The organism is Paenibacillus sp. TC-CSREp1, assembly GCF_050171015.1.
Classification (GTDB): Bacteria; Bacillota; Bacilli; order Paenibacillales; family Paenibacillaceae; genus Paenibacillus; species Paenibacillus silvae.
This window is the reverse complement of sequence record NZ_JBNOKM010000007.1, coordinates 255,124-275,909: the sequence shown is the minus strand read 5'-3', so window position 1 is coordinate 275,909 and position 20,786 is coordinate 255,124. Positions and strand designations below refer to the sequence as shown.

At 50.6% G+C, this 20,786-nt stretch carries 12 protein-coding genes; all 12 read left to right on the top strand.

Going from position 1 to position 20,786, the window contains the following annotated elements; translation table 11 throughout:
• The first annotated feature begins 189 nt into the window (after positions 1–189).
• Positions 190–1,983, top strand: coding sequence for a vWA domain-containing protein (locus ACQSGY_RS12825; protein WP_427052158.1), 1,794 nt, complete (start codon positions 190–192; stop codon positions 1,981–1,983).
• A 297-nt stretch (positions 1,984–2,280) separates the two neighbouring features.
• On the top strand, positions 2,281–5,670 hold the full coding sequence (locus tag ACQSGY_RS12820; protein WP_427052157.1) for a tubulin-like doman-containing protein: 3,390 nt from the start codon (positions 2,281–2,283) through the stop codon (positions 5,668–5,670).
• 91 nt (positions 5,671–5,761) lie between these two features.
• Entirely contained in the window at positions 5,762–8,248 is a 2,487-nt protein-coding gene (locus ACQSGY_RS12815) for a transcription initiation factor TFIID (protein WP_427052224.1), read from the top strand.
• Positions 8,249–8,303: 55 nt separating this feature from the next.
• Complete coding sequence (locus tag ACQSGY_RS12810) at positions 8,304–9,587, top strand: vWA domain-containing protein (protein WP_427052156.1); 1,284 nt, start codon at positions 8,304–8,306, stop codon at positions 9,585–9,587.
• Positions 9,588–9,608: 21 nt separating this feature from the next.
• Positions 9,609–10,307 (top strand): beta-mannanase, encoded by a 699-nt coding sequence (locus ACQSGY_RS12805; protein ID WP_427052155.1) that lies wholly within the window; start codon positions 9,609–9,611, stop codon positions 10,305–10,307.
• 46 nt (positions 10,308–10,353) lie between these two features.
• A complete protein-coding gene (locus ACQSGY_RS12800; RefSeq protein ID WP_427052154.1) occupies positions 10,354–11,613 on the top strand; it encodes a TRAFAC clade GTPase domain-containing protein in 1,260 nt (419 codons plus the stop codon).
• A complete protein-coding gene (locus tag ACQSGY_RS12795; RefSeq protein WP_427052153.1) occupies positions 11,610–14,861 on the top strand; it encodes a hypothetical protein in 3,252 nt (1,083 codons plus the stop codon). Before ACQSGY_RS12800 ends, ACQSGY_RS12795 begins: the two co-directional genes overlap by 4 nt.
• Positions 14,862–15,308: 447 nt before the next feature.
• Positions 15,309–16,190: an ABC transporter ATP-binding protein gene (locus tag ACQSGY_RS12790; RefSeq protein WP_188593872.1), complete on the top strand. Its 882-nt coding sequence runs from the start codon at positions 15,309–15,311 to the stop codon at positions 16,188–16,190.
• Positions 16,191–16,291: 101 nt separating this feature from the next.
• Complete coding sequence (locus tag ACQSGY_RS12785) at positions 16,292–17,110, top strand: IucA/IucC family C-terminal-domain containing protein (RefSeq protein ID WP_427052152.1); 819 nt, start codon at positions 16,292–16,294, stop codon at positions 17,108–17,110.
• Between the two features lie 168 nt (positions 17,111–17,278).
• Positions 17,279–17,758, top strand: coding sequence for a glutathione peroxidase (locus ACQSGY_RS12780; protein ID WP_111268999.1), 480 nt, complete (start codon positions 17,279–17,281; stop codon positions 17,756–17,758).
• Between the two features lie 516 nt (positions 17,759–18,274).
• The gene (locus tag ACQSGY_RS12775; protein WP_427052151.1) at positions 18,275–19,636 is read left to right on the top strand and encodes an FAD-dependent oxidoreductase; all 1,362 of its coding nucleotides are present in this window, start codon (positions 18,275–18,277) and stop codon (positions 19,634–19,636) included.
• Between the two features lie 291 nt (positions 19,637–19,927).
• Positions 19,928–20,785, top strand: a complete 858-nt coding sequence (locus tag ACQSGY_RS12770) for a formate/nitrite transporter family protein (RefSeq protein ID WP_427052150.1) — start codon at positions 19,928–19,930, stop codon at positions 20,783–20,785.
• The last annotated feature ends 1 nt before the right edge of the window (position 20,786 follow it).

Sequence of the window (20,786 nt, the reverse complement as noted above, 5' to 3'; positions counted from 1 at the left end):
TTCCATAGTTGGAATATTAGTTCCAACAAAAGACCTAGAATCGTCGATTTTTGTCAAACATTACAAAACTGTAACTCAGAATAGGGGTGCTTTTCAGATTTTATTAGAAGACTGTTAAGATTTCTTTAAGGCTTGACGCCTATAATAAACTATTCCCATTTTAATCTCAAACGTAAAGGAGTACACCCCATGCTGCGGACACGCAAAATACGCTGGCTCAGCGGAACTCTGGTTCTGCTGGCATTATTGACCTTGCTGCTGCCTTCAGCCCTGCTTCCCCAAGCGGAAGCGGCTCAGACGCAGACAAGTGGAATTGACGCGGTGCTGGTCGCCGATGTCAGTAACTCCATGAATACAAGTGATCGCGACAAGATCAGTAACGAAGCGATGAAAATGTTTATAGATATGCTGCCAACCGTTGGCGATAAAGTAGGCATTGTTGCTTACACCGATCAGGTGGAGCGGGAAAAGGCAATGCTGGAAATTCAGTCGGATGCAGACAAAAGCAATCTGAAGGACTTCATCGACCAGCTCGGCCGAGGGCCTTACACCGATATTTCAGTAGGCGTTGCGGAGGCCATGAACATCTTGAACCATGGCGCTGATCCGTCTCATTCACCGATGATCGTGCTGCTGGCCGATGGCAACAACGACTTTAACAAAAGCAAAGGACGCACACAGGCTCAATCCGATGCTGATCTGGCGAAAGCCGTCAAGGATGCGCAGGCCAAAGGTATCCCAGTCTACACGATTGGCTTGAATGCGGATGGCAAGCTGAACAAAAATGCACTTGCAGACCTTGCCAAGCAAACAGGAGGCAAGTCATTCATTACCGATACACCGGATGATTTGCCTCAGATTTTAAGTGAAATCTTTGCCGATCATGCCAAGCTCAATGTGGTGAAGCTGCCCTCCGTAACCGCAAACGGCAGTTATCAGGAAGTTACCGTGAACGTACCAAACGACAGCGTGCTCGAAGCCAATATTTCCATCATGTCCTCGAAGCCGGTACAGGTACAGTTAACCGATCCTTCCGGCAAGAGCATTAATCTGAATTCCAAAGAAGCCAAGCTGTCGACGTCCAAAAGCTATTCTCTTGTGAAGCTGCTGAAGCCGCAGGAGGGTGACTGGAAGCTTCGGGTTAAAGGGGCTCCGAAAGACAGCATTGATATCAACCTGCTGTTTAACTACGATCTTCAGCTCGTTGCGGACCCAATTAAGACCAAGTCCTATACGAAAGGCGACAAGATTGATCTGGCCGCGAGACTGGAAAACGGCGGACAGCCGCTTCAGGATAATGACCTGTATGCGGATATGAAGGCGATGCTGGTTGTCCAGGACAAGGATACAGGCAAGACCGAGCAGCAGTCGCTCAAAAACACAGGCTCCGGTTTTACTGGCACATTCGAGGTGCCTGACAATCATAACTATGAATTGATTATTCGTGCGGAGGAAGACAGCTTCTACCGTGAAAGTACACCGATCATCGTTAACGCTGGTGGAGCGGGCGGAAGTCAGGCACAGCCGACAACGCCAGCGACTGCCAATGACAAGCCGTTCCCTTGGATGCCTGTCATTCTGGGCGTGATCGCATTGATCGTGGTGGCGGTAGGAGGCTGGTTCCTGATGGGCTGGCTGAAACGCAAAAACCGCGGTTTTGTAGGTCAGATCATCGTTGAGGTTCGGGATGAGAACACAGGGGACAAGTCTTATCCGCAATACAAGAAGCTGGCATCCTTCCGGGGCAAGTTCCACCTGCATCAATTGCTGCAGCTTGACCCTGAGCTGAAGGAAACCGAGAAATATATTTTCACGCCTGGCAATGGAGACCGATTGATCATCCGCAATACCGCAGGAGGTACGCTGGAGAAATCCGGGCGTGCAGTAGATGCAAGCTCAGGCGTTGAACTGAAGAACGGTGATCGGCTGAGCATCCCGCTGCAACAGGCGGATAAAACGATTTTGATCGAATATTTGGTGTAAATTGATTGTTAGGTATATTGGTTTAAATTGATTATTTGTTTTAAATGGATGATTTGATTTAAAGGAATACCAGTATAAGTTGGGCTAATTGTTTACACGTGAACGGAGAGGACAGAGAAAACCTGAAGAAGCGGAGCGTTCGCCGTTATTACCGGATTTTCACATTTTAAAAAATAAATCAAAAAATCCGGGAATAACAGCGATCGGAAGGTTGCTCTGTCATCGGAGTGGCAAGTGTAAATGACATTTCTAATCTTTTAATTGAAGTATTCATCGTTAAATAAGGGAGGACATGGAATGAAACCGATTGTTAGAGAACATATTCAACAGCTGGATGTATCACTGGGCGGAGGTATTGTCAGTGAGAAAATCAGAGTGGATACGATTGATAACCCGATTCTGATTATCGGTCTGGGCGGAACGGGGATTGACGCGCTGTTGCGTCTGAAATACCAGATTAACCGCCGTTTCAAGCTGCCGCAGGACCCGGTGTCCAAGAAAAAGATGGAGAAGCCCGACAACGTTGAATTTCTGGCGTTCGAGACAAACGAACAGGATCGGGCGAAGAAATACAGAGGTATCGGACTTGATCCGATCAACGAATTTGTACTGCTGTCCAATGCCGAGATTGGAGGACTGTTGCAGAATCGCAGTGTGCTGGAGCCGTATATCACGGACTGGCTATCCCCTGAGCTAAGCATTACAGATGGCATGAACGGAGCAGCAGGGGTGCGTCAGGCAGGACGTTTGCTGCTGTTTACAAAGATTAATCAAGTGGTACAGGCCATCGATAAGAAAATTAAGACGCTGTCCGTTGGCACAAACAAAAAACTGATGGTATTCCTGCTCACCGGTCTATCCGGGGGTACAGGCAGCGGCTGCTTCCTCGATATTTCCTATATCGTGCGCGGCATCATCGAGCGGGATCACGGCTCGGCTGGTATTGACCGCGTCAACACGCTCGGTTACTTGTTCACGCCGGACGTGAACCTGTCCAACAAAAGCCTGAGCGAGCACACACGCGAGTATATTCGCAAGAACGGTTATGCTGCGCTCAAAGAGCTGGATTACTGGATGAACGTGGACAGCCGCGGTGAGCGGTTTACGCAGAAGTACGGCAATATTTTGACTGTAAACTCGCCGCTGCCGCCATTTAACCTGTGTCACCTGATCTCGGCGACGAATACAGAGGGCAAATTGCTGGAGAACGCATACGACTACTGCATGAACGTTACCGCGGAGAATATCACCAACTTTATCTCCAGCGAAGAGAAGCAGTCAGGCGAGGAATTTGCCATCCATGACTATATCAGCAACATTCGCACGAACATCGCACAGATGAACAAGGTGTACCCGGCCAACTATGATTACAATATCATCGGTGCTTCGTCTGCTGTACTGCCGATTGAAGAGATGACCACGTATCTGGCGTACCGGATGTTTGACAAAATGAGCACCATGTTCTCCAAAGCACCGAATCAGGAGGATACCGAGAAGTTTGCCCGCAAGCTGGGCATCGATCTCGAAAGTGTGGTCAAGGCCTTCGAATCCCGTGTACCTGAACCGCTGCCGGGTTACCAGAACAGCGAACGATTATCGTACGGCAACGTGGTGAAATCCCAGGTCGTCAACATGGATACAGAGCTGGAGCAGAACTTCCTGGCACGTGCCCGTGAGGAATACATCAAGGCGAAGAAACAGCTGCCGGGCGAGATTGCGGGTCAATTCACAGAGCAGATCCGGCGTATGTTTTTGCATCCTGAACAGGGGCCATTCTATGTATCTCGTTTGATTTATACCGAAAAAGGCTTCTGTGTACTGAAAATGATTCAGTCGTACATCGAAACGCTGCGCGAGAATGCCTTCCGTATTCCACGGGATATTGAAGCGGCTCAGGAGCAGTCCGAAGAGAAGCTTGGTGATGCGAAGAGTGCTTTTGTCTCCAAAGAGAAGAAAAAGAATGCTTATATAGAAGCTAAAATTCACGAGTACTGGCTGCATGCCGATGTGGAACGCAATGACCAGATGATCGAGTTCTATGAAGACCTGTATGAACTGCTGAATCAGGAGAACAGCCGCATTTACAACGTATTTACCGAGACGCTGAATGCGCTCAGCTCGATCTTTGCCAAGAACGGTGATCTGTTAACACGCGGCGAAGAGCAGACGGATCATAAAGGCAACAAGACATATTACTGGAACGTGGTAAGTGTGCCGGATATTGTGAGCGTGGTGGACGGGCTGCTGGATAAACGGGATACGGATGATCTGATCCGCGACTTCTCGCGTGAGCTGCTGGAGAATTCGAGCCAGTGGGTGAAGGAAAACGAGATTGATATCGTCAGCTCGATCTCCGACTTTCTGAGTGAGAAGTTTGGTGACCTGATTACCCATTCGATGGAGGATTTCCTGGTGATTAAATACGGGAAAGACGAATCTGTTGAAAAATTCGTGGAGCGTTTCATCGCAGGCAAGCTGGATGACGAGGCCGTGCCGGTATTTAACCTGAGCAACAGCACAGGCAGTCTGCACTTCCCTTCCTGGGGATTTGTATCCGTACCTGCACAGGCTCCGGGCATTCTGAAAGGCATTCGCAACTACCAGAACAATGCCGTGGGCAAATCCCACTTTACCGTGAAGGAGAGCGAAGTGCGGAACCGGATTTTCTGGCTGAATACCCGCAACGGGGTACCGCTCTTTGTTTATACACCGCTTAAGGTTTATGAAGAGAGCTATGAACGCACAATTTTGGACAAAGAGGGCATTGGACGCCATTTGGTGCAGACGGAGAAAAATAACTGGACCTATCTGCCGTCTCCAATTCCGGAGAAATCCTGGGGGGATGTGTACGAGAATGCACGCGTGAAGCAGTATAACGCAAGGGTTCGCAGTGAATTCGAGCAGGCGCTCGGATATCGCATCGTCATCGCCAAGTCGGTGGATGAAAATACGAGCAATCGGTATGCGATCGTAACGACGGAACCGTTTGACTTGTCTGCCAAGCTGGCTGCATACGATATGCGTCTCACATCCAGCACACCAAACCTTGGTGAGGTGAAGCGGGCCGTCATTGAACTGAAGCGTCTGCAATCCGAAGGTTTGCCGCGAGTAGATGTAAAAGATATATTCGGAAGCATTAATGAAGATATGGCAAAAGAGAATCTTGTACGCTCTCCGCAGCTGATCGCGCGGGTACGTGAGGAACTGGCCAAGATGAACGCAATCACCGCCAAAGTGGCTGAGCTGGAAAGCATTCTGGCACAATACCAGGACGAAGAGCAGTGGTATGACCGCTTCATCGAAGCCTTGTATACAGACACGATTGTTAAAAAGGGTGCGCTGTACGTCTACGACCGTGATGCGGAGGAGGACGCATGGGAGCCGTTTGCTAACTTGATGAAGAGCCGCAACTACGCGGAATATGAAGTGTTTGGCAACTTCCGCGCGTTATCCGAGAAGGATCGCAGCACACTGCTGCGCAAAGCTTCCCGCCGGGATAACGAGCTGACCGCTTCCGAGGATATTACACCGCTGCTGAGCAAGCTGGATGATCTGGCTGCGCTGTATATGGAATCCCGTGATCGTCTGGAATACGAGCGGGTTGAACTGGCGAACGGGGAAGACATCTATCAGTTCTACAGAACGATGTCGTCGAAGCTGAACGATATTCGCAGAAGACTGAAATAAGGTGGCTGATCGTATGAATGATCGATCCAATGCGGGAGCCGCAAATTACAGCTCTTCGGCGCCCGGGACAGATGCTGGCAAGTACACCGCGATGAGCTTGAAGCGAGAGCTGCAGCAGTATGCGGCCCGGTATGCGGCTGAACAAGAACGCCAGGGCAGCTTGGGGGATGGACGCAGCAGCATCCATTATCCCGCACTGTTCCTGTTTGTCGGTGATCTGGTCGCACCTGCGGTGTCTGCCGTGAGGCAGATTAACCGCTTGAAGTGGGATAACGAGGATGGCGTAGTTTACGTGCACATCGGCACGGAGCAGCAAAAAGAAAGCGGGGAGCAATCTCGCAAGGAAGGGCGAATGTCGGCTGAGCCTCATATGCATGCTTCATATGAAGAAATGACAGGTGGCAGTTCTTCTGCACCGAATGATGATCAGGTAGCATACCATCACCTTCCGCTCTCGTCCTATCAGGCACAGCGGCCTTCCAAAACGCTGCGCAAGGACGTACACCTCAGCTTTCATGAGTCTGCGGAGGCACTCTTTGGACTGAATCGCACGATGCGGCGGGTAAGCAATCGTATTGCTGAATACGGACGTCTTTATTCATCCTTCGACCGGATTTATGTGACGGTAATCACTCGGGCAGATGATCCGCTGAATGTACTGCTTCCGGAAATCACCAAGCTGACCGAGACGATTCTGGCACAGTCCTTCAAATCGGTGCAGACCGATCTGCACGTACTGGTCAGCGAGATGGAGCAGGTGGAGTCTTTCGGATATGCGAGCGCAGCAGGGCTTGCCTTTCTGCGTGAACTGGACTACATGCAGTCGCTGGACTATACGTTCAGCGGCAGCCTGCTGGTGACAGAGGACGGGATTTCGATTCCGGTCACACATGCCGCAGCGCCTCTGTATGATCTTGTGTATGTGCTGTCCGACAAAAACGAACGCGGCACCGGTGTTCCCGGCGGCTGGATCGAAAATGCAGAGATCATCTGCCGCATCTGTCTGCTGAAGAATCGCAAGCAGGATGAGGGGCATGAAGCTCGGGCAGCGATCGGCAGCACAGGAGCAAACACCTACAACAATACATCGTTCAAAAATAATATCCGCACCACCTCCGATCAGCACGGGTATGCAAGTGCAGGTTTTGCCGAGATCAGGCGGCCGAACAAACCGATTGCACTCACCGTGTTATATCATCTGTACCGCTATTTGCTCGGCCGAATGCAGCAGGAGCCGGACTGGAGCATGAAGGAGAAGCTGGCCTTTTTCGGGCTGGATGCGGCTTCGGTGGAGCGGAAAGTGGAAGGTCTGCTGCCAGGGGATGATCTGATCAGCGGCATGAGCGGAATTATGACGCATAATCGCAGCTTTGCAGAACTCAAGCCGCTCTCCTTGCGAGAAGCGGAGCGGGCGCTGTATGGAGAGGGAGCGGAAGCCTACTTCCGTGATAACGTTGTTCGTCCGGTGCAGGAGCGTGTTCGTGAGCGCAGCTCCAGCGGGTCGCTGCGTCGTCAGGCAGAGCAGTCTCATATGGAACGCCCTGAGGCGGGTTACTTTCAATGGGCTGCATGGAGCGGCGGTGAGCCAGGCAGTGTGCGTGAGGCGCTGCTGGCCCTGATCCGGGACAAGGCAATGCAGCTCGAATCGGCACGTGCGCTGCTGGAGCAGCGGCAGCAGGAGCGGGTAGAGGATCAGCCGATCAAGCGAGCGCTTTTCCGTGATAAACAGAACGTACGCAATCTGATCGATTGTCTGCTGGAGCGTGTATACGTACCCAAGGTCGACTTGTTACGGCTGGAACATGAGCTGCATCTGCTTCGTATCTACGATTCGGAGATGGAAGAGCTGCACCGCTTCAGCCGCGAGGTTACGGTCTCGCTTGAAGCGTTGGAGCGTACGCTGCGTGCAGCAGCAGAAGAGAGCATTGCTGCTGCCGATGAATACATCGGTCAGAACGTAATGGAGTATTACGGCAAAGTGACGGAAGAACTGATCGCAGACCTGGAGGCCAGACGGGGACGGGATGTATGGTTCGAGGAAAGATATATGGGAGATATGAACCAGCTCGCCGCTATCGGCAGTGACCGCTTGCTGCATCGTCTTATGGATGTTTGCCGTGCACTGCTGCTCTCTGCGGAGCCGCTGCGGCTGCCATTTGAAGAGGAACTGCTGCAGCGGGCCAATGTGACGATTACTTATCGGGATCGGGATGTACTGACTCGGGATGATCTGTTCCGCAGATTGTACCGCACATTGGAAGAGCAGGCTGTAGTTCGCATCAGAGTATTCGACTATACGCAGGAGCATCGCTATGAAGAGAAGTACTTTTTTGGCGATCATCACAGTGCCTTCATGGATTACGCGGCACATGCCGAGGAGACCTCGCGAATCTACAAGCTGGGTGTCGTATATGAGGAACGCAGCAGCGGTGTAGAGAAGCTGAATCTGATGGGCGGATTCCACCTGGAGGATCTGATGGTCTACCGCAATGGCAAAGTGTATTACGATTCGTATACCGAAAACGGCTATGAGCTTCACCCTGCGGAGCTTGTGGAGAAGCTGTCTCCGCTTCGATAAGGGTTAACCAAGTCAGCCTGCTTCTGGCAGGTTCTAAGAAAGGATGCATGCAGACATGCAGCGAAAAATCAATCTTCTCCTGGTCCTGTTCAGCCTGATTGGCGGAGCGGTGGGTTTTGCGGCAGGAGAAATTATGCTGCGTCAGTGGCTCGGGGAGATGCCGCGCCTGCTGCTGATGGGATTATATTTTGGCGTAGTGGCGCTTAGTGTTGGACTGTTCTGCTTGCTGGCAGAGATGATCTCGCCGCGTTTGAACGGCTCTTCGTGGAAGCTTAGATATCTGGGACTGTCCTGGAAGCTGCTTGTCCCTGCAACACTGGCGCTGCTGCTGGTCGTTGGACTCGGCTTGCAGCTGCTGTATCAGATCAATCCGGGCGGGGCGAAGCAGGTCAAAGATATCATTCTGATGATCGACAACTCAGGCAGCATGAGCGAAACGGACCCGAATAACGGGCGGTTTGAAGCGGCGAAGAGTTTAATCAATCAGATGGAAAGTGACAAGCAGGTGGCGGTCATTACGTTCCATGATCAGCCACAAGTGCTGCAGCCGTTCATTGCTGTGGACAGTGAAGCCGCCAAAAACGAAGTGAACAGCAAGATCGACAGCATTGTGACCACATCGGGTGGAACCAATTTTGACACGGTGCTCAGAGAAGGCATGGAACTAATCAAGGGAAAACAGGACCCGAAACGAGGTACCGTGGTTATTCTGTTATCCGATGGATTCAGTGATGCAGATATCTCGGACATTTTGCCGCAGTATGTACAGGAGCAGGTTGCCATCCATACGGTAGGTTTGAGCCTGGTAGACCCTTCGGGTACGGATTTGCTCAAGAGCATTGCTCAGCAAACCGGCGGTATGTACTATGATGTGCCGGACGCAGGCGGCCTCAATGTCGCGTTCCAGCAAATTTACGATACGATTGATGAGCGTACGCTGGTGACTGAACGTACGGGTGCGATGGAACACAGCGTATATCTGGCGATCTTCCGCGTTGCCGCCTTGCTGTTGATCGGTGTGGCTCTCGGCGTGTCTTTAGGACTTGTGTTTGATAACCGTCATCTTGCACTCAGTTTTGGTGTGGGCGGTGCCGTATCGGGACTGCTGGCTGGACTTTTGCTGGAGTGGGGACTGGACGGCTCCAACGTGGGGGACGCTTTTGTCCGTTTGGGCGCAATGCTGATTCTATCAGGGGTGCTTACCCTGTTCTCCTGGATTGTTCCGATTAAAGAGAACACACCACGCAAAAGCCGGGGACGCCGGGAGGCCGGAAGCGGAGCCTCTTCTGCGGAAGGCTTCGGTCAACGACCAAGAGACACACGCAGCAAAGGATTTTAACATCGGGGAGGTCAATGGAATATGCAGTTTATGAATGCAGATGCTGATCCCTCGGCTCCCCGGATTCGCAAGCTGACACTTGCGGTGGACGATGGACGCTGCACGCTTCGCTGGCTGTGGCCGGAACAGCTGGAGGCGGTATATGTGGAACGTGTTGAGCTCAACCAAATGAACGATGATCGAGTAAGTGAGGATCACAGCAGCGAGAGTTCATATAGGGGGCATTTGTCGTTGTCCTCACACGCACAAGGCAAGCTGAAGCTGTATACGAGAGAGGAATACAAGGCCAACAACGGGTATGCAGATCGAATTACCGGTTTTGGTGCAATTCAGTATACTGTGTATGCGTGCCTGATGCAGGAGGACGGACCTGTGCTGATCCGTCAGCAGGATGAGGAGAATCAGGGGATTGCAAGTGCAGGCAAGGCGGATATCCGCTTTGCCATTCGTTATAAGAGCGGTTTTTTTCAGAAACGCAAAACCGTATTCATGACCGTAACAGCCGAAGTACCTGTGCCTAAGGAAGCGCTCTGTTATGTTCGCAAGCAGGGAGGGGTTCCGCTGAGTAAGGAGGATGGGACGGTTTATCCGTTTGTGAGTGATTTTGCGCCAGGGAAAAATGAAATGCCGCCCGTTGAAGTCGCCAAGGACGACTATGTAAGGTTATTCTTCACGGACGGCCCTAAATACGGAGCCGCCTATCGGCTGATATCCGATTGAACACTCATGACGATCGTATTACACAGATATGGGGAGGGGAGTGGCTATGAGTTTTTTTAGCCGGTTTTTGAAGAGACAGCAGCCGGAAGAGCGGCCGTTGTTCTACGACATCGTATGTCCGTACTGCTTCAGCAAATTTTCACCGGAAGAGGTGATGTTCCGTGCGGCACATCATCGTGACGATGACGAGGACTACGCCCTTGGGGAAGATGTCAAGCTTAACCGATACCGGGAGCGCTTTGGGCTGGATACGGTGTTTGATATGGAAGCTGTGTTGTCGCCTTATGACGTGCCTGAGGAGCACCGAATCTATTCGGATAACATCGTGATGGGGCTTAATGATCGTTACGGTGTAGTCACACGCCGCCGCTTGTGCCCGCACTGTCATAATGAGCTGCCTGTAACGGCGGGCAAGGCCCCGAGCAATATCATATCCATTATCGGGGCATCACAGGTCGGTAAATCGGTCTATATGACATCCTTGATTCATACGCTCCAGCATTATACAGCCGATCATTTTGATGCTGCGTGTATGCCGCTGAATGCCGAGATCAGCCGCCGCTTCCGTGCCGATTACGAAGAGCCGCTGTTTGAGCGGGGCGATCTGCTGGATTCAACGCAGAAGGAAAAGCTGCAAGAGCCTTTTATTTTCCAGTTTGTGTTCAAGGACGAGGATAAAGCGCCGCTGACGCTGGTGTTTTTTGACGTGGCAGGTGAAGGTATGGTGGAGCAGGACTATCTGGGCTTGCACGGACAGCATATCAAAAACTCGGCAGGCATTCTGTTTATGGTGGACCCGCTTCAGATTCGTTCCATTCGGGACAAAATTCGGATTAATCTCGGCAGCGAGCCGGGAGAATGGACGCCCAAATACGATGAGCCGCGCGATGTGGTGCTGACGTTGTTCGGTGACTTTATCGCTTATCAGGACAAGGCCAAGACCAATATCCCGACAGCTGTTGTGCTTACCAAAAGTGACATGCTGCACTCCCTCAAGGATGAGGAAGGGGATTACATCAAATCGAACAGTAACGTATTTCGCAACATGGTACACCGCGAGTGGTTTGATCTGACCGAGTTCGAAAATATTGACGGGGAGATTCGCCGTTTTATCGAGAAGGTGGATCGTCCGTTCAAAGGCACGATGGATGTGTACTTCAAGGACACCGCTTATTTCGCTGTATCTGCACTGGGCAGCAATCCGGTGGATATGAAAATTCAAGGTGTGGTCAGCCCGATCCGGGTAGACGAGCCCTTTCTATGGCTGCTGTACAAGCTGAAATACATTGAGGGGAGAGTGGGATGATGCGTTCCTCCAGCACTCCGCCCATTGAACAGCAGATGTACACGAGAGAGCGGCGCGGGGTATTCCGTACAACGGAGGGGTTCGATACGGTGGCGGCTTCGCCCGGACTGGACCCTTCTTTTATCAAAAAAGTGCTTCATCCCTACTGTGTCTATGATGCTCCTGCGGAGCTGACGGGTCGAGGAGAGAAGGATGAGAGCAAGTTTCCGGCTTCCATGCATATGCTGCATCTGGAGAGCGGCGAGACGATTCTGGGGCAAAATGTGTACCAGGCTGCGGACTTTACCGGGCTGCGCAGCGCCTTCTTCGCTCATAACTACGTTATATCTCCGGCAACCATGGAAGAGTATATGAAGCGTGTGGACTGGCTGGATACGATGTTTGCCACCTCCTATGATATAGAGCAGGGAACAGAGCTTCCAGCGCTCAGCAAGCTGCCTGTAACAGCAGGAAAATCGGTGCCAGCTGCAGACAGCGAAGAAAGATTCGGAACGAACACAGCACCTGTTCAGATTCTGAGCGCCTTGAAGATTGATGAGACGATGTTCAAACGCATGCTTTATGCTGTGATGCAGTCTGTCGCTGCACGCCGCAAGGTCTACATCGCGCTTGATGTGGCTGCGGAGGAAGTGACGGCAGCCGCCAAGGCGCTGCTGCGTCTGCTGTACAGAGCTTTGCCTTATGCGTTCCGCCGGCTGCTTGGCTTCATGACCTTTGCCAAAGAGCCACAGGCCAAAAAGGGTATTCACGTTCAGTTTGTAGAGCGCGGCACACTGCGTCCCAAGGATCGGAACACAGAGAAGGATTTCACCTTTGATCTTGTCTCTGGACGTGTCACACATGCGGATGCTTCGGCAGCGAAGCTGCCATATGCTGAATTCGCATGGTTTCTGATGCAGGATCAGGCAAGGGCAGCGGCATTCTACGAATTTGCCGATGAGATGCTCGCAGGCATGGAGCCTGGACGCGACCTTTCCATTGAGGCTTACGGAGAGTTATCCGTGTTCTACAGCCTGGAGCAAGGCGTGGAGGATTTGTATCTGAATAACAAAAGCGAGGTCCTCAGCGGTTTGCTGACGTATCTGAAGCCGGAAGGTGCACAGCAGCAGCGTTCACGTCTGAACGAGCTGTTTCTGACCTTGCTCAGCCGGGAGCTGGACAGCGTACGGCGGGAAAATGTACCCGAGGAAGCGGTTGCCTCCCGCATCGGAGAGTATTTCCGGGTTGCTGCACCTGTGGTAAAGATCCGGATTGTGGATTATTTTATCTACGCTGTGAACAATGCGCGTGCGCAGAAGCGGATGCGTGCTGTTCAGGAGCTGTATGCCATTCTGGATCGTGATGTACAGCTGCATCAAGCCTTCTTTGATAAGGTGCTGACCAATGCCTCGTTAACCAAGCTGCTGTTCGAACCGTATCTGGATCATCAACTGAAACAAACGGAGACCGCCGCTGGTATCATTGAGCTGGTTCAGCGGTGGGTTACAGCTCATCCGTCTGTCATCCAGTCGGCCCTGTTACTTGAACGATCCTGTACCGAGCTGCGAGAAAGGCTGTGCTCTGCACCTGATCCGGTTCAATCTGCCAATAAGGCCCTTCAGCGGGTCAGTGTACTGGACCGAATCACCGGGAATCACGCACCGGAGCAAGAGATTACAGGATATATCGGGCAGTCTGCGATTGCGGCCGGTCCGGGTCAGCAGCCTGCTCATTCATTAGACCAACCGACTGCAACAGCCTCTGGCAAACAACCTGTATATCAGGAGGCATTAACCAAGCTGGCGGACAAGCTTGCTTATGTGATTAACCTCTTTATGATTGAGGACCTGGATCTGGAACGGGTGAATCGTGACCAGCTGCTTCAGATTGATATTCTCCAGCATGGAGATGAGGTGAGAGATTGGGCTGCACGTCAGGGCTCTGATGTTGCGGCAAGAACCAATATGATGCTGGCCGCCAGAGCCTGGCTCAGCGGGGATGGCAAGGCCGAAGAAAGCATGGAGGCCCTTTCGCTCGCCGAGCGTGATGAGCTTCAGCGCTGGACTCGCCGCTGGTTGGCTGCGGAGCTGCAGAGCCATGCGGGACCCGCAGCGTATGAGGCACTGCCCATGGCATTCTACCGCGGGGGAAGTGGAAGCAATCGGCTGGATTACTCCGGTCTAATCGAATTTGTACGCAGTCATACAGGTCAAGCTGAAGTCCTGTATACCTTCTTTGAATGGTCCGGCTCGCAGCGCATGTTTGTTCGTGCTTCCAATGCACATAAAGGGTATGCAGATGCAATCATCAACTACTTCAAGTCGCATGACCGGGAAGCGTTTCGTTCCAAGTCAGTATTCAGGCCGTATTATGCCAAGGCAGGAAAAGCCATGAAGCCAATCTATGATCGGGCAAAAGCCGAGCTTGCCTCCCCGCTCATGCGTATGCTGACTGGGCGGAAGAAAAAACGTTGGCTTGGTCTGCTGATTATCCTCATTGCAGGCATTGCAGGTGGATCGTATGCCTTGATAAGCAATAAGGCTGAACCTCAAGCGCAGTCCCCTACCGAGCAGCAGCCTGCGGTTCCGGCTAATCCTGAAGAGCAGCTGCCAGACTATATAGCCTACATTGTTGCTGACACTAAGCAGGAAGATACAGCATCTCCGGCCCAATTGGTTATCCGTTTTCGAAGTGAGACGGGGGGAATTCCTTTTGAACGCGGTAAACTGCAGCTGCTCATGGATGATCAGAGTATGAAGGAATTCGACGTTACGGATCAGTGGCAAAGCTTGAACGCTGCTGGAAAGCCGGACACAACGAATGATCCCGCATCGTCCCCGGACAGCTCGGCGGGCAGCAGCAATGAATCCGGGTCAGGCACAAGTGAAGGTGCTGCGGGTGCTGATACTGCTGATTCCACAACTAGCGGAACGAATGGGACGCAGCAGCCAAGCGATGGTTCAACACAGAAGTCGGATTCAACCGTAGCCGGTCAATCTGAGGCCGATCAGGGGAAGGGGGAAGGCAGCAGTAATGCAGAAGCAGGCAAGCAGGGGGAAACCGATAACAAGGGTTCGTCTGAGGGTCAGACTGCTGGCGGCAGCACAGGCAGTTCCAAACCACTGACTGCGGCAGAATCGGAGCGTTTGTATCCTTATGGCATGCAGATAGCATTGCCGGAAAATGTTCAGCCTGAGCATGTCGTGAGCATTCAGCATGAAGCACAGGGCTCGAAAATCGTAATCGACTTGATGTATGAGCCGAGCTGAATTCAGAATTCGTACCTGGAGGTGATCCTGAAGCGCAGGTTTCAGGGTCATCTTTTTTAATAAAACAAGACCTGCGGTGAATCCATCCCAATAATCTTGTTTGTTCACAATATAGACATAAAATAATTGATTCAAACTAAGGACAGCTTCACGAAGTGAAAAAAAGCACGGAATCATTGAGAAATACTCTCATATAATAAGTGGCATGTCGCCTTGCAGAACACCAAATTCGACTAGGAAAATGCTTATTTTATCAAAAGATAGAGCATTTCCTGTTGACAAGTGATAATGATTATCAGTATCTTTAGTATAGTTAATTTATCGTTTTCGTGTAAATGATTGAAGCGTCGGAAAATGCAGAATATCACATCAATATATATTGTCAATTTCGTTGTCGTGACTATAGCCGGAATACATAACCGGGATTAATGAGAGAGGGATGATCGCATGTTTCGTCTGGAGACGTCCAAGCTGGATATCGCTTATGAGGAAAGACTGATCGTTGAGAATCTGAACATCCAGATTCCCCAAGGTAAAATCACCGCACTTGTTGGAGCCAATGGCTCGGGGAAATCCACCATTCTGAAGACGATGGCACGTATTATGTCTCCGAAGTCAGGAAGTGTGTTACTTGACGGCAAGTCCATTCATAAGCAATCCACACGTGAGGTTGCCAAGCAGCTTGCGATTCTGCCTCAGAATCCTACAGCACCAGAAGGTCTGACTGTTACCGAGCTTGTCTCTTATGGTCGTTTCCCTTATCAAAAAGGATTCGGTTCCATGCGTGCAGAAGACAAACGCATGATTGAATGGGCGATTGAAGTGACGGGCATGACGGAATTCCATGATCGTCCGATTGATCAGCTGTCGGGTGGACAGCGTCAGCGTGCATGGATCGCTATGGCTCTTGCACAGGAAACAGATATTCTGTTCCTGGACGAGCCGACGACTTTCCTCGATATGGCTCACCAGCTGGAAGTATTACAACTGCTGGAGCATCTGAACGCCACGGCTAATCGTACCATTGTCATGGTTGTCCATGATTTGAACCATGCATCCCGTTACGCGCAGCATATGATTGGCATCAAGAAAGGTGCAGCCGTTGCACAAGGTTCCCCGGTTGAAGTGATGACTTCGGACGTACTGCGTGAAGTGTTTAATATTGAAGCAGACATCGTCATGGACCCGCGTTCGAATGTACCACTCTGTCTGCCATATGCGCTTGCTGGTGAACGTCAGAAACCTGTCACTCCTGAAAAAGTGATGAACAGTGCTATGGTGCATGCAGGCCGTGCAGAGCAGCATCGTGTTCAGGCTACAGGCAGTTAATGAATTAAAATGGACCTTGCGTGTCCTCTATTAATAAGAATGAAGCCGCTGTGCGTTGTTTGCACGCGGCTCGTTCGCATTCATGGGAGGTTTCAGCCATTATGGGCGACATCAACTATACCTGGCTAGAGCAGTATGCACGCTTTACGATGAGTACTCCTCAAGATACCGCATATGAGGCATCTCTTGCATCGCTGCGCGACGCGGAACAGGCGAGAGTTATGCTGACAGCGTATAACGAGCATTTACGTGCGGACAGCTTGCAAACTGCAGCTGTGTATTTTATGCATTCCGTTCGCGGATTGCTGCTGGGCATTCATTATATGAATGCCATGTGTGATAAGGTATTAGATCTCTCTCTGGACAATATCCGGCTGCATCTGGTGGTCAAGGACGGATATCCAGCATTCCTTTTTCAACTGACAGATCGGACCGAGCGAGCTCATCCTGCCCCTCCGAACGAGGGTGGATCTGCTTCTAACGAAGCAGCCTCTGCCGCAAGACAGGTTATGCTCACATCATATTACAGAGACCAGCTCCGGCCTTTAATAGAAGGGGTGGCAATGGCTGGCGAGGCAAATATAGGGCAGATGTGGGCGCAGCTTGCATCCATCCTGAGATGGTTCAAAACGCTGGCTACCCAGATGGACATTACAGATCATGAGCGTGAAGCCGTTGTTCAGGGATATGAACATGTGATTACGATGTCGCCAGACATTCTGGGATTGCGTAAAAACCTGCTGAAATTCAAACCGGTAGAGATTGATAGTCCCTATCAACCCGGGGAAAAAACGTTAATGAAATCAACCTGTTGTTTGCATTATAAAGTGTATGGCGGTCAGGATTATTGTTATACCTGTCCCAAGCTGAGTAAAGCTGAGCGGCAAATTCGATATGAGGCGATTGTGGCTTCCCGGTAAATTTGATGTAGGCAATGGAACAGGGCTATAATGGAAGACAGGTGCGGGCTGTATCTTTTCAAGCTTCATTAATCAGAGGCTGGTTATAGTCCAAGTGCCTTTCTTAGTTATCGTTCGATTGCCTTTCAATATTGTAAAAATTAAACCATGTCATAGGAGGAATCAGCAATGTCCGTATATTCATACAAAGCAGTAACCACTGCGAATCAGGAAGTGCCGCTGGATATGTATCAAGGCAAGGTGCTCGTCATTGCGAACACAGCCAGTCAATGTGGACTCACCCCGCAATACGGTGATTTGCAGAAGCTCTATGACCGTTATCGCGATCAAGGTCTGGTCGTGTTAGGTTTCCCTTGCAATCAGTTTGGTGGACAGGAGCCGGGTACAAGCGAGGAAGCGGAGTCCTTCTGCCAGATCAATTATGGCGTGAACTTCCCGGTCTTTGCCAAAGTGGATGTAAATGGAGAAGGTGCTCATCCTTTGTTTCAATATTTGAAGCAGCAGCAGCCTGGTGTGGGTGAAACGAGTGATATCCAATGGAACTTTACCAAGTTCCTTGTGAACCGCGAGGGTGAAGTTGTTGGCCGCATCGAACCTAAGGAATCTCCAGAGTCCATGAGTGCTGCTATTGAGCAACTGCTTGCATAGTACGAATGTTATAACGTGTGACATGTGAGGTCACTCATAACGAAAAGCCTGTCCTTCTGCAATTAGAGGGACAGGCTTTTTTTGTTTTCACTGAGATGGGATGCAGATGATGATGCAGGATGAATAATTGATTTTGCCTTATCGGTCTGCGTAAAAAGGACATCTTCAACTACGTTATCTGTTTTCTGTTTTCCATGGATATGAACTCATGAATACTGTGATACTTCTGCGAAAATTGAACATATTGGGTGGCATAACTGAGATGGCGTTCGGGAAAAATGAGCGTACTGAAAAAAGAGGATTGAGGCAGCAAGATATAATTTTGAAATGACAAAAAAAAAGATTTTGGCGAAATCTCTTGCAATGTGAAAAAGATCACATTATAATGAGTGTACAAAGTGAAATAAATCACATAAACCATCGAGTTAATAGTGAAATGTTTCACAACTATTCAAGCAGTGATTACAATGACATTTATCTTTCATCATTTTTATATACTCCAAGGAGGAACTACCTATGAAAATCGCCGTGATCGGATGTACACATGCAGGGACAGCAGCCATCGTGAATACCGCCAAACTTTACCCGGATGCAACCATTACCGTATATGAACGCAATGACAATATTTCCTTCCTGTCCTGTGGCATTGCGCTCTACGTTGGCGGCGTGGTCAAAGACCCGGACGGCCTGTTCTATTCTTCGCCAAATCAATTGGCAGACCTCGGTGTGGTGACCAAAATGCTGCATGAGGTTACCGAAGTGGATGCCAAAGGCCACAAGCTGCGGGCTAAAAATCTGCAAACCGGGGAAGAATTAGAAGATACATTTGACAAGCTGATTGTGACTACAGGTTCTTGGCCAGTTGTTCCGAAGCTGGAAGGCATTGAGATGGACAACATCCTGCTCTGCAAAAACTACAATCATTCCAATACGATCATCGAAAAAGCAAAAGACGCCAAACGGGTAACCGTGGTTGGTGCAGGATATATTGGTGTTGAACTGGTTGAAGCGTTCCAGATGAACGGCAAGGAAGTGACGCTGATTGACAGCGTGGATCGTATTTTGAACAAATATCTGGACCCCGAATTCACGGATGCAATCGAGCACACCTTGACGGAAAAAGGCATCACACTTGCTCTGGGTCAAACCGTGCAGAAGTTTAGCGGCGAGAACAGCAAAGTCACCAAAGTCATCACGTCCAAAGGGGAGTTCGAGACGGATCTGGTCATCCTCTGCATCGGGTTCCGCCCGAACACGGAGCTGCTCAAAGGCCAGGTGGATATGCTGCCGAACGGAGCAATCATTGTGGACAAATATATGCAGACCAGCCAAAAGGACGTATTTGCAGCAGGAGACAGCTGTGCGATTCATTACAATCCAACAGGCAAAGCTTCCTATATCCCGCTTGCCACCAATGCGGTTCGCATGGGTACACTCGTTGCACGTAATCTGGTTCGTCCAACGACTCCATATATGGGAACACAAGGGACATCGGGCATTAAAATATATGAGCAAAACATTGCAGGAACGGGCATGACCGAGACATCGGCCGCCGATGAGGGCTTGATTGTGGAAGCGGTGGTGCTGGAGGACAGCTATCGCCCGGAATTTATGCCAACCGCAGAGAAGCTGCTGTTGAAAGTGGTCTATGAGCAAGCAACCCGCCGTATCGTCGGCGCCCAGATTATGTCTCAAGTAGACCTGACTCAGTCGATCAATACGATCTCGGTTTGCATTCAGAACAACATGACGGTGGATGAGCTCGCGTTTATCGACTTCTTCTTCCAGCCGCATTACAACAAACCGTGGAACTTCCTGAACACGGCAGGTTTGCAGGCTTTGCCTCCGGTAGAGGTCAAAGCACCAGCTTTGGTGTAAAGGCAAGGGCAGCAAGCAACAGCAGCAAGATAATAAGGTGGTAGTCAAATTCAAACGAAGAAGTTAATGCTGTAGAACAGATAGCAGAGAAGCATCCATATCGGGATATGGAGTTATGGAGAACCAGGGCTGGCGGGAATACCGTCAGTCTTTTCTTTTTCTATCCTGAATAATGAACAACGCATTATTGTGATTATTTGCACAAAGTTTTATGTTCAGCCGATATACAATAAATACATAGATAGAAAATTACATTTTGAGACGGATAGAAGAAAAAGGAGAGGATGACTTATGGCGGCCAAAACACCTCTTGAGGTTGCACAATATACAGCACAGACCGGGATGAAAAAAGCGCAGAATCCGGTGTCCTCGGTGCTGATTCTCGGATTTCTGGCCGGGGCATTCATTGCGCTCGGATTTCTGCTGGATATTCGTGTTATCGCGTCTGCGCCTGCGGAATGGGGCAGCATAGCCACATTTATTGGAGCAGCCGTGTTCCCGGTGGGGCTTATTCTGGTATTGATCGGCGGAGGGGAGCTGCTGACAGGTAACATGATGGCTGTGCCGCTTGCAGCAATTACTCGTAAAATTACCCCGGGAAGCATGCTGAAGAACCTGATTCTGGTGACGCTTGGCAATCTGCTGGGTGCATTGTTTGTTGCGTTTTTCTTTGGTCATGTGCTGGGCCTTACTGCAGACGGCGTGTATCTCACCAAGGTGGTAGATATGGCGGGGCACAAGCTGCACGATAGCTTCTTCCAGGCTTTTATATCCGGTATTGGCTGTAACTGGCTGGTGGCGCTAGCCGTGTGGTTGTCCTATGCTGCGGATACGATGAGCGGTAAAATTCTGGGGATCTGGTTCCCGACGATGGCCTTTGTCGCCATTGGCTTTCAGCACGTTGTAGCAAATATGTTCCTGATCCCCGCAGCGATCTTCGAAGGTCATTATACCTGGGGGCAATATGTCATGAATTTTATTCCAGTGTGGCTGGGTAATCTGACAGGCGGGGCTTTATTCGTAGCGGCTGCGTACTGGATGGTCTATCTGCGCAAGACAGAGCCGGCAGTGAAATCCGAGACGACTGCTTCTGCTGCGGTCAGCTCTGTGGAAGCTGATGCAAGAGGCATGTGGAGCAAGCAGGCTTAAC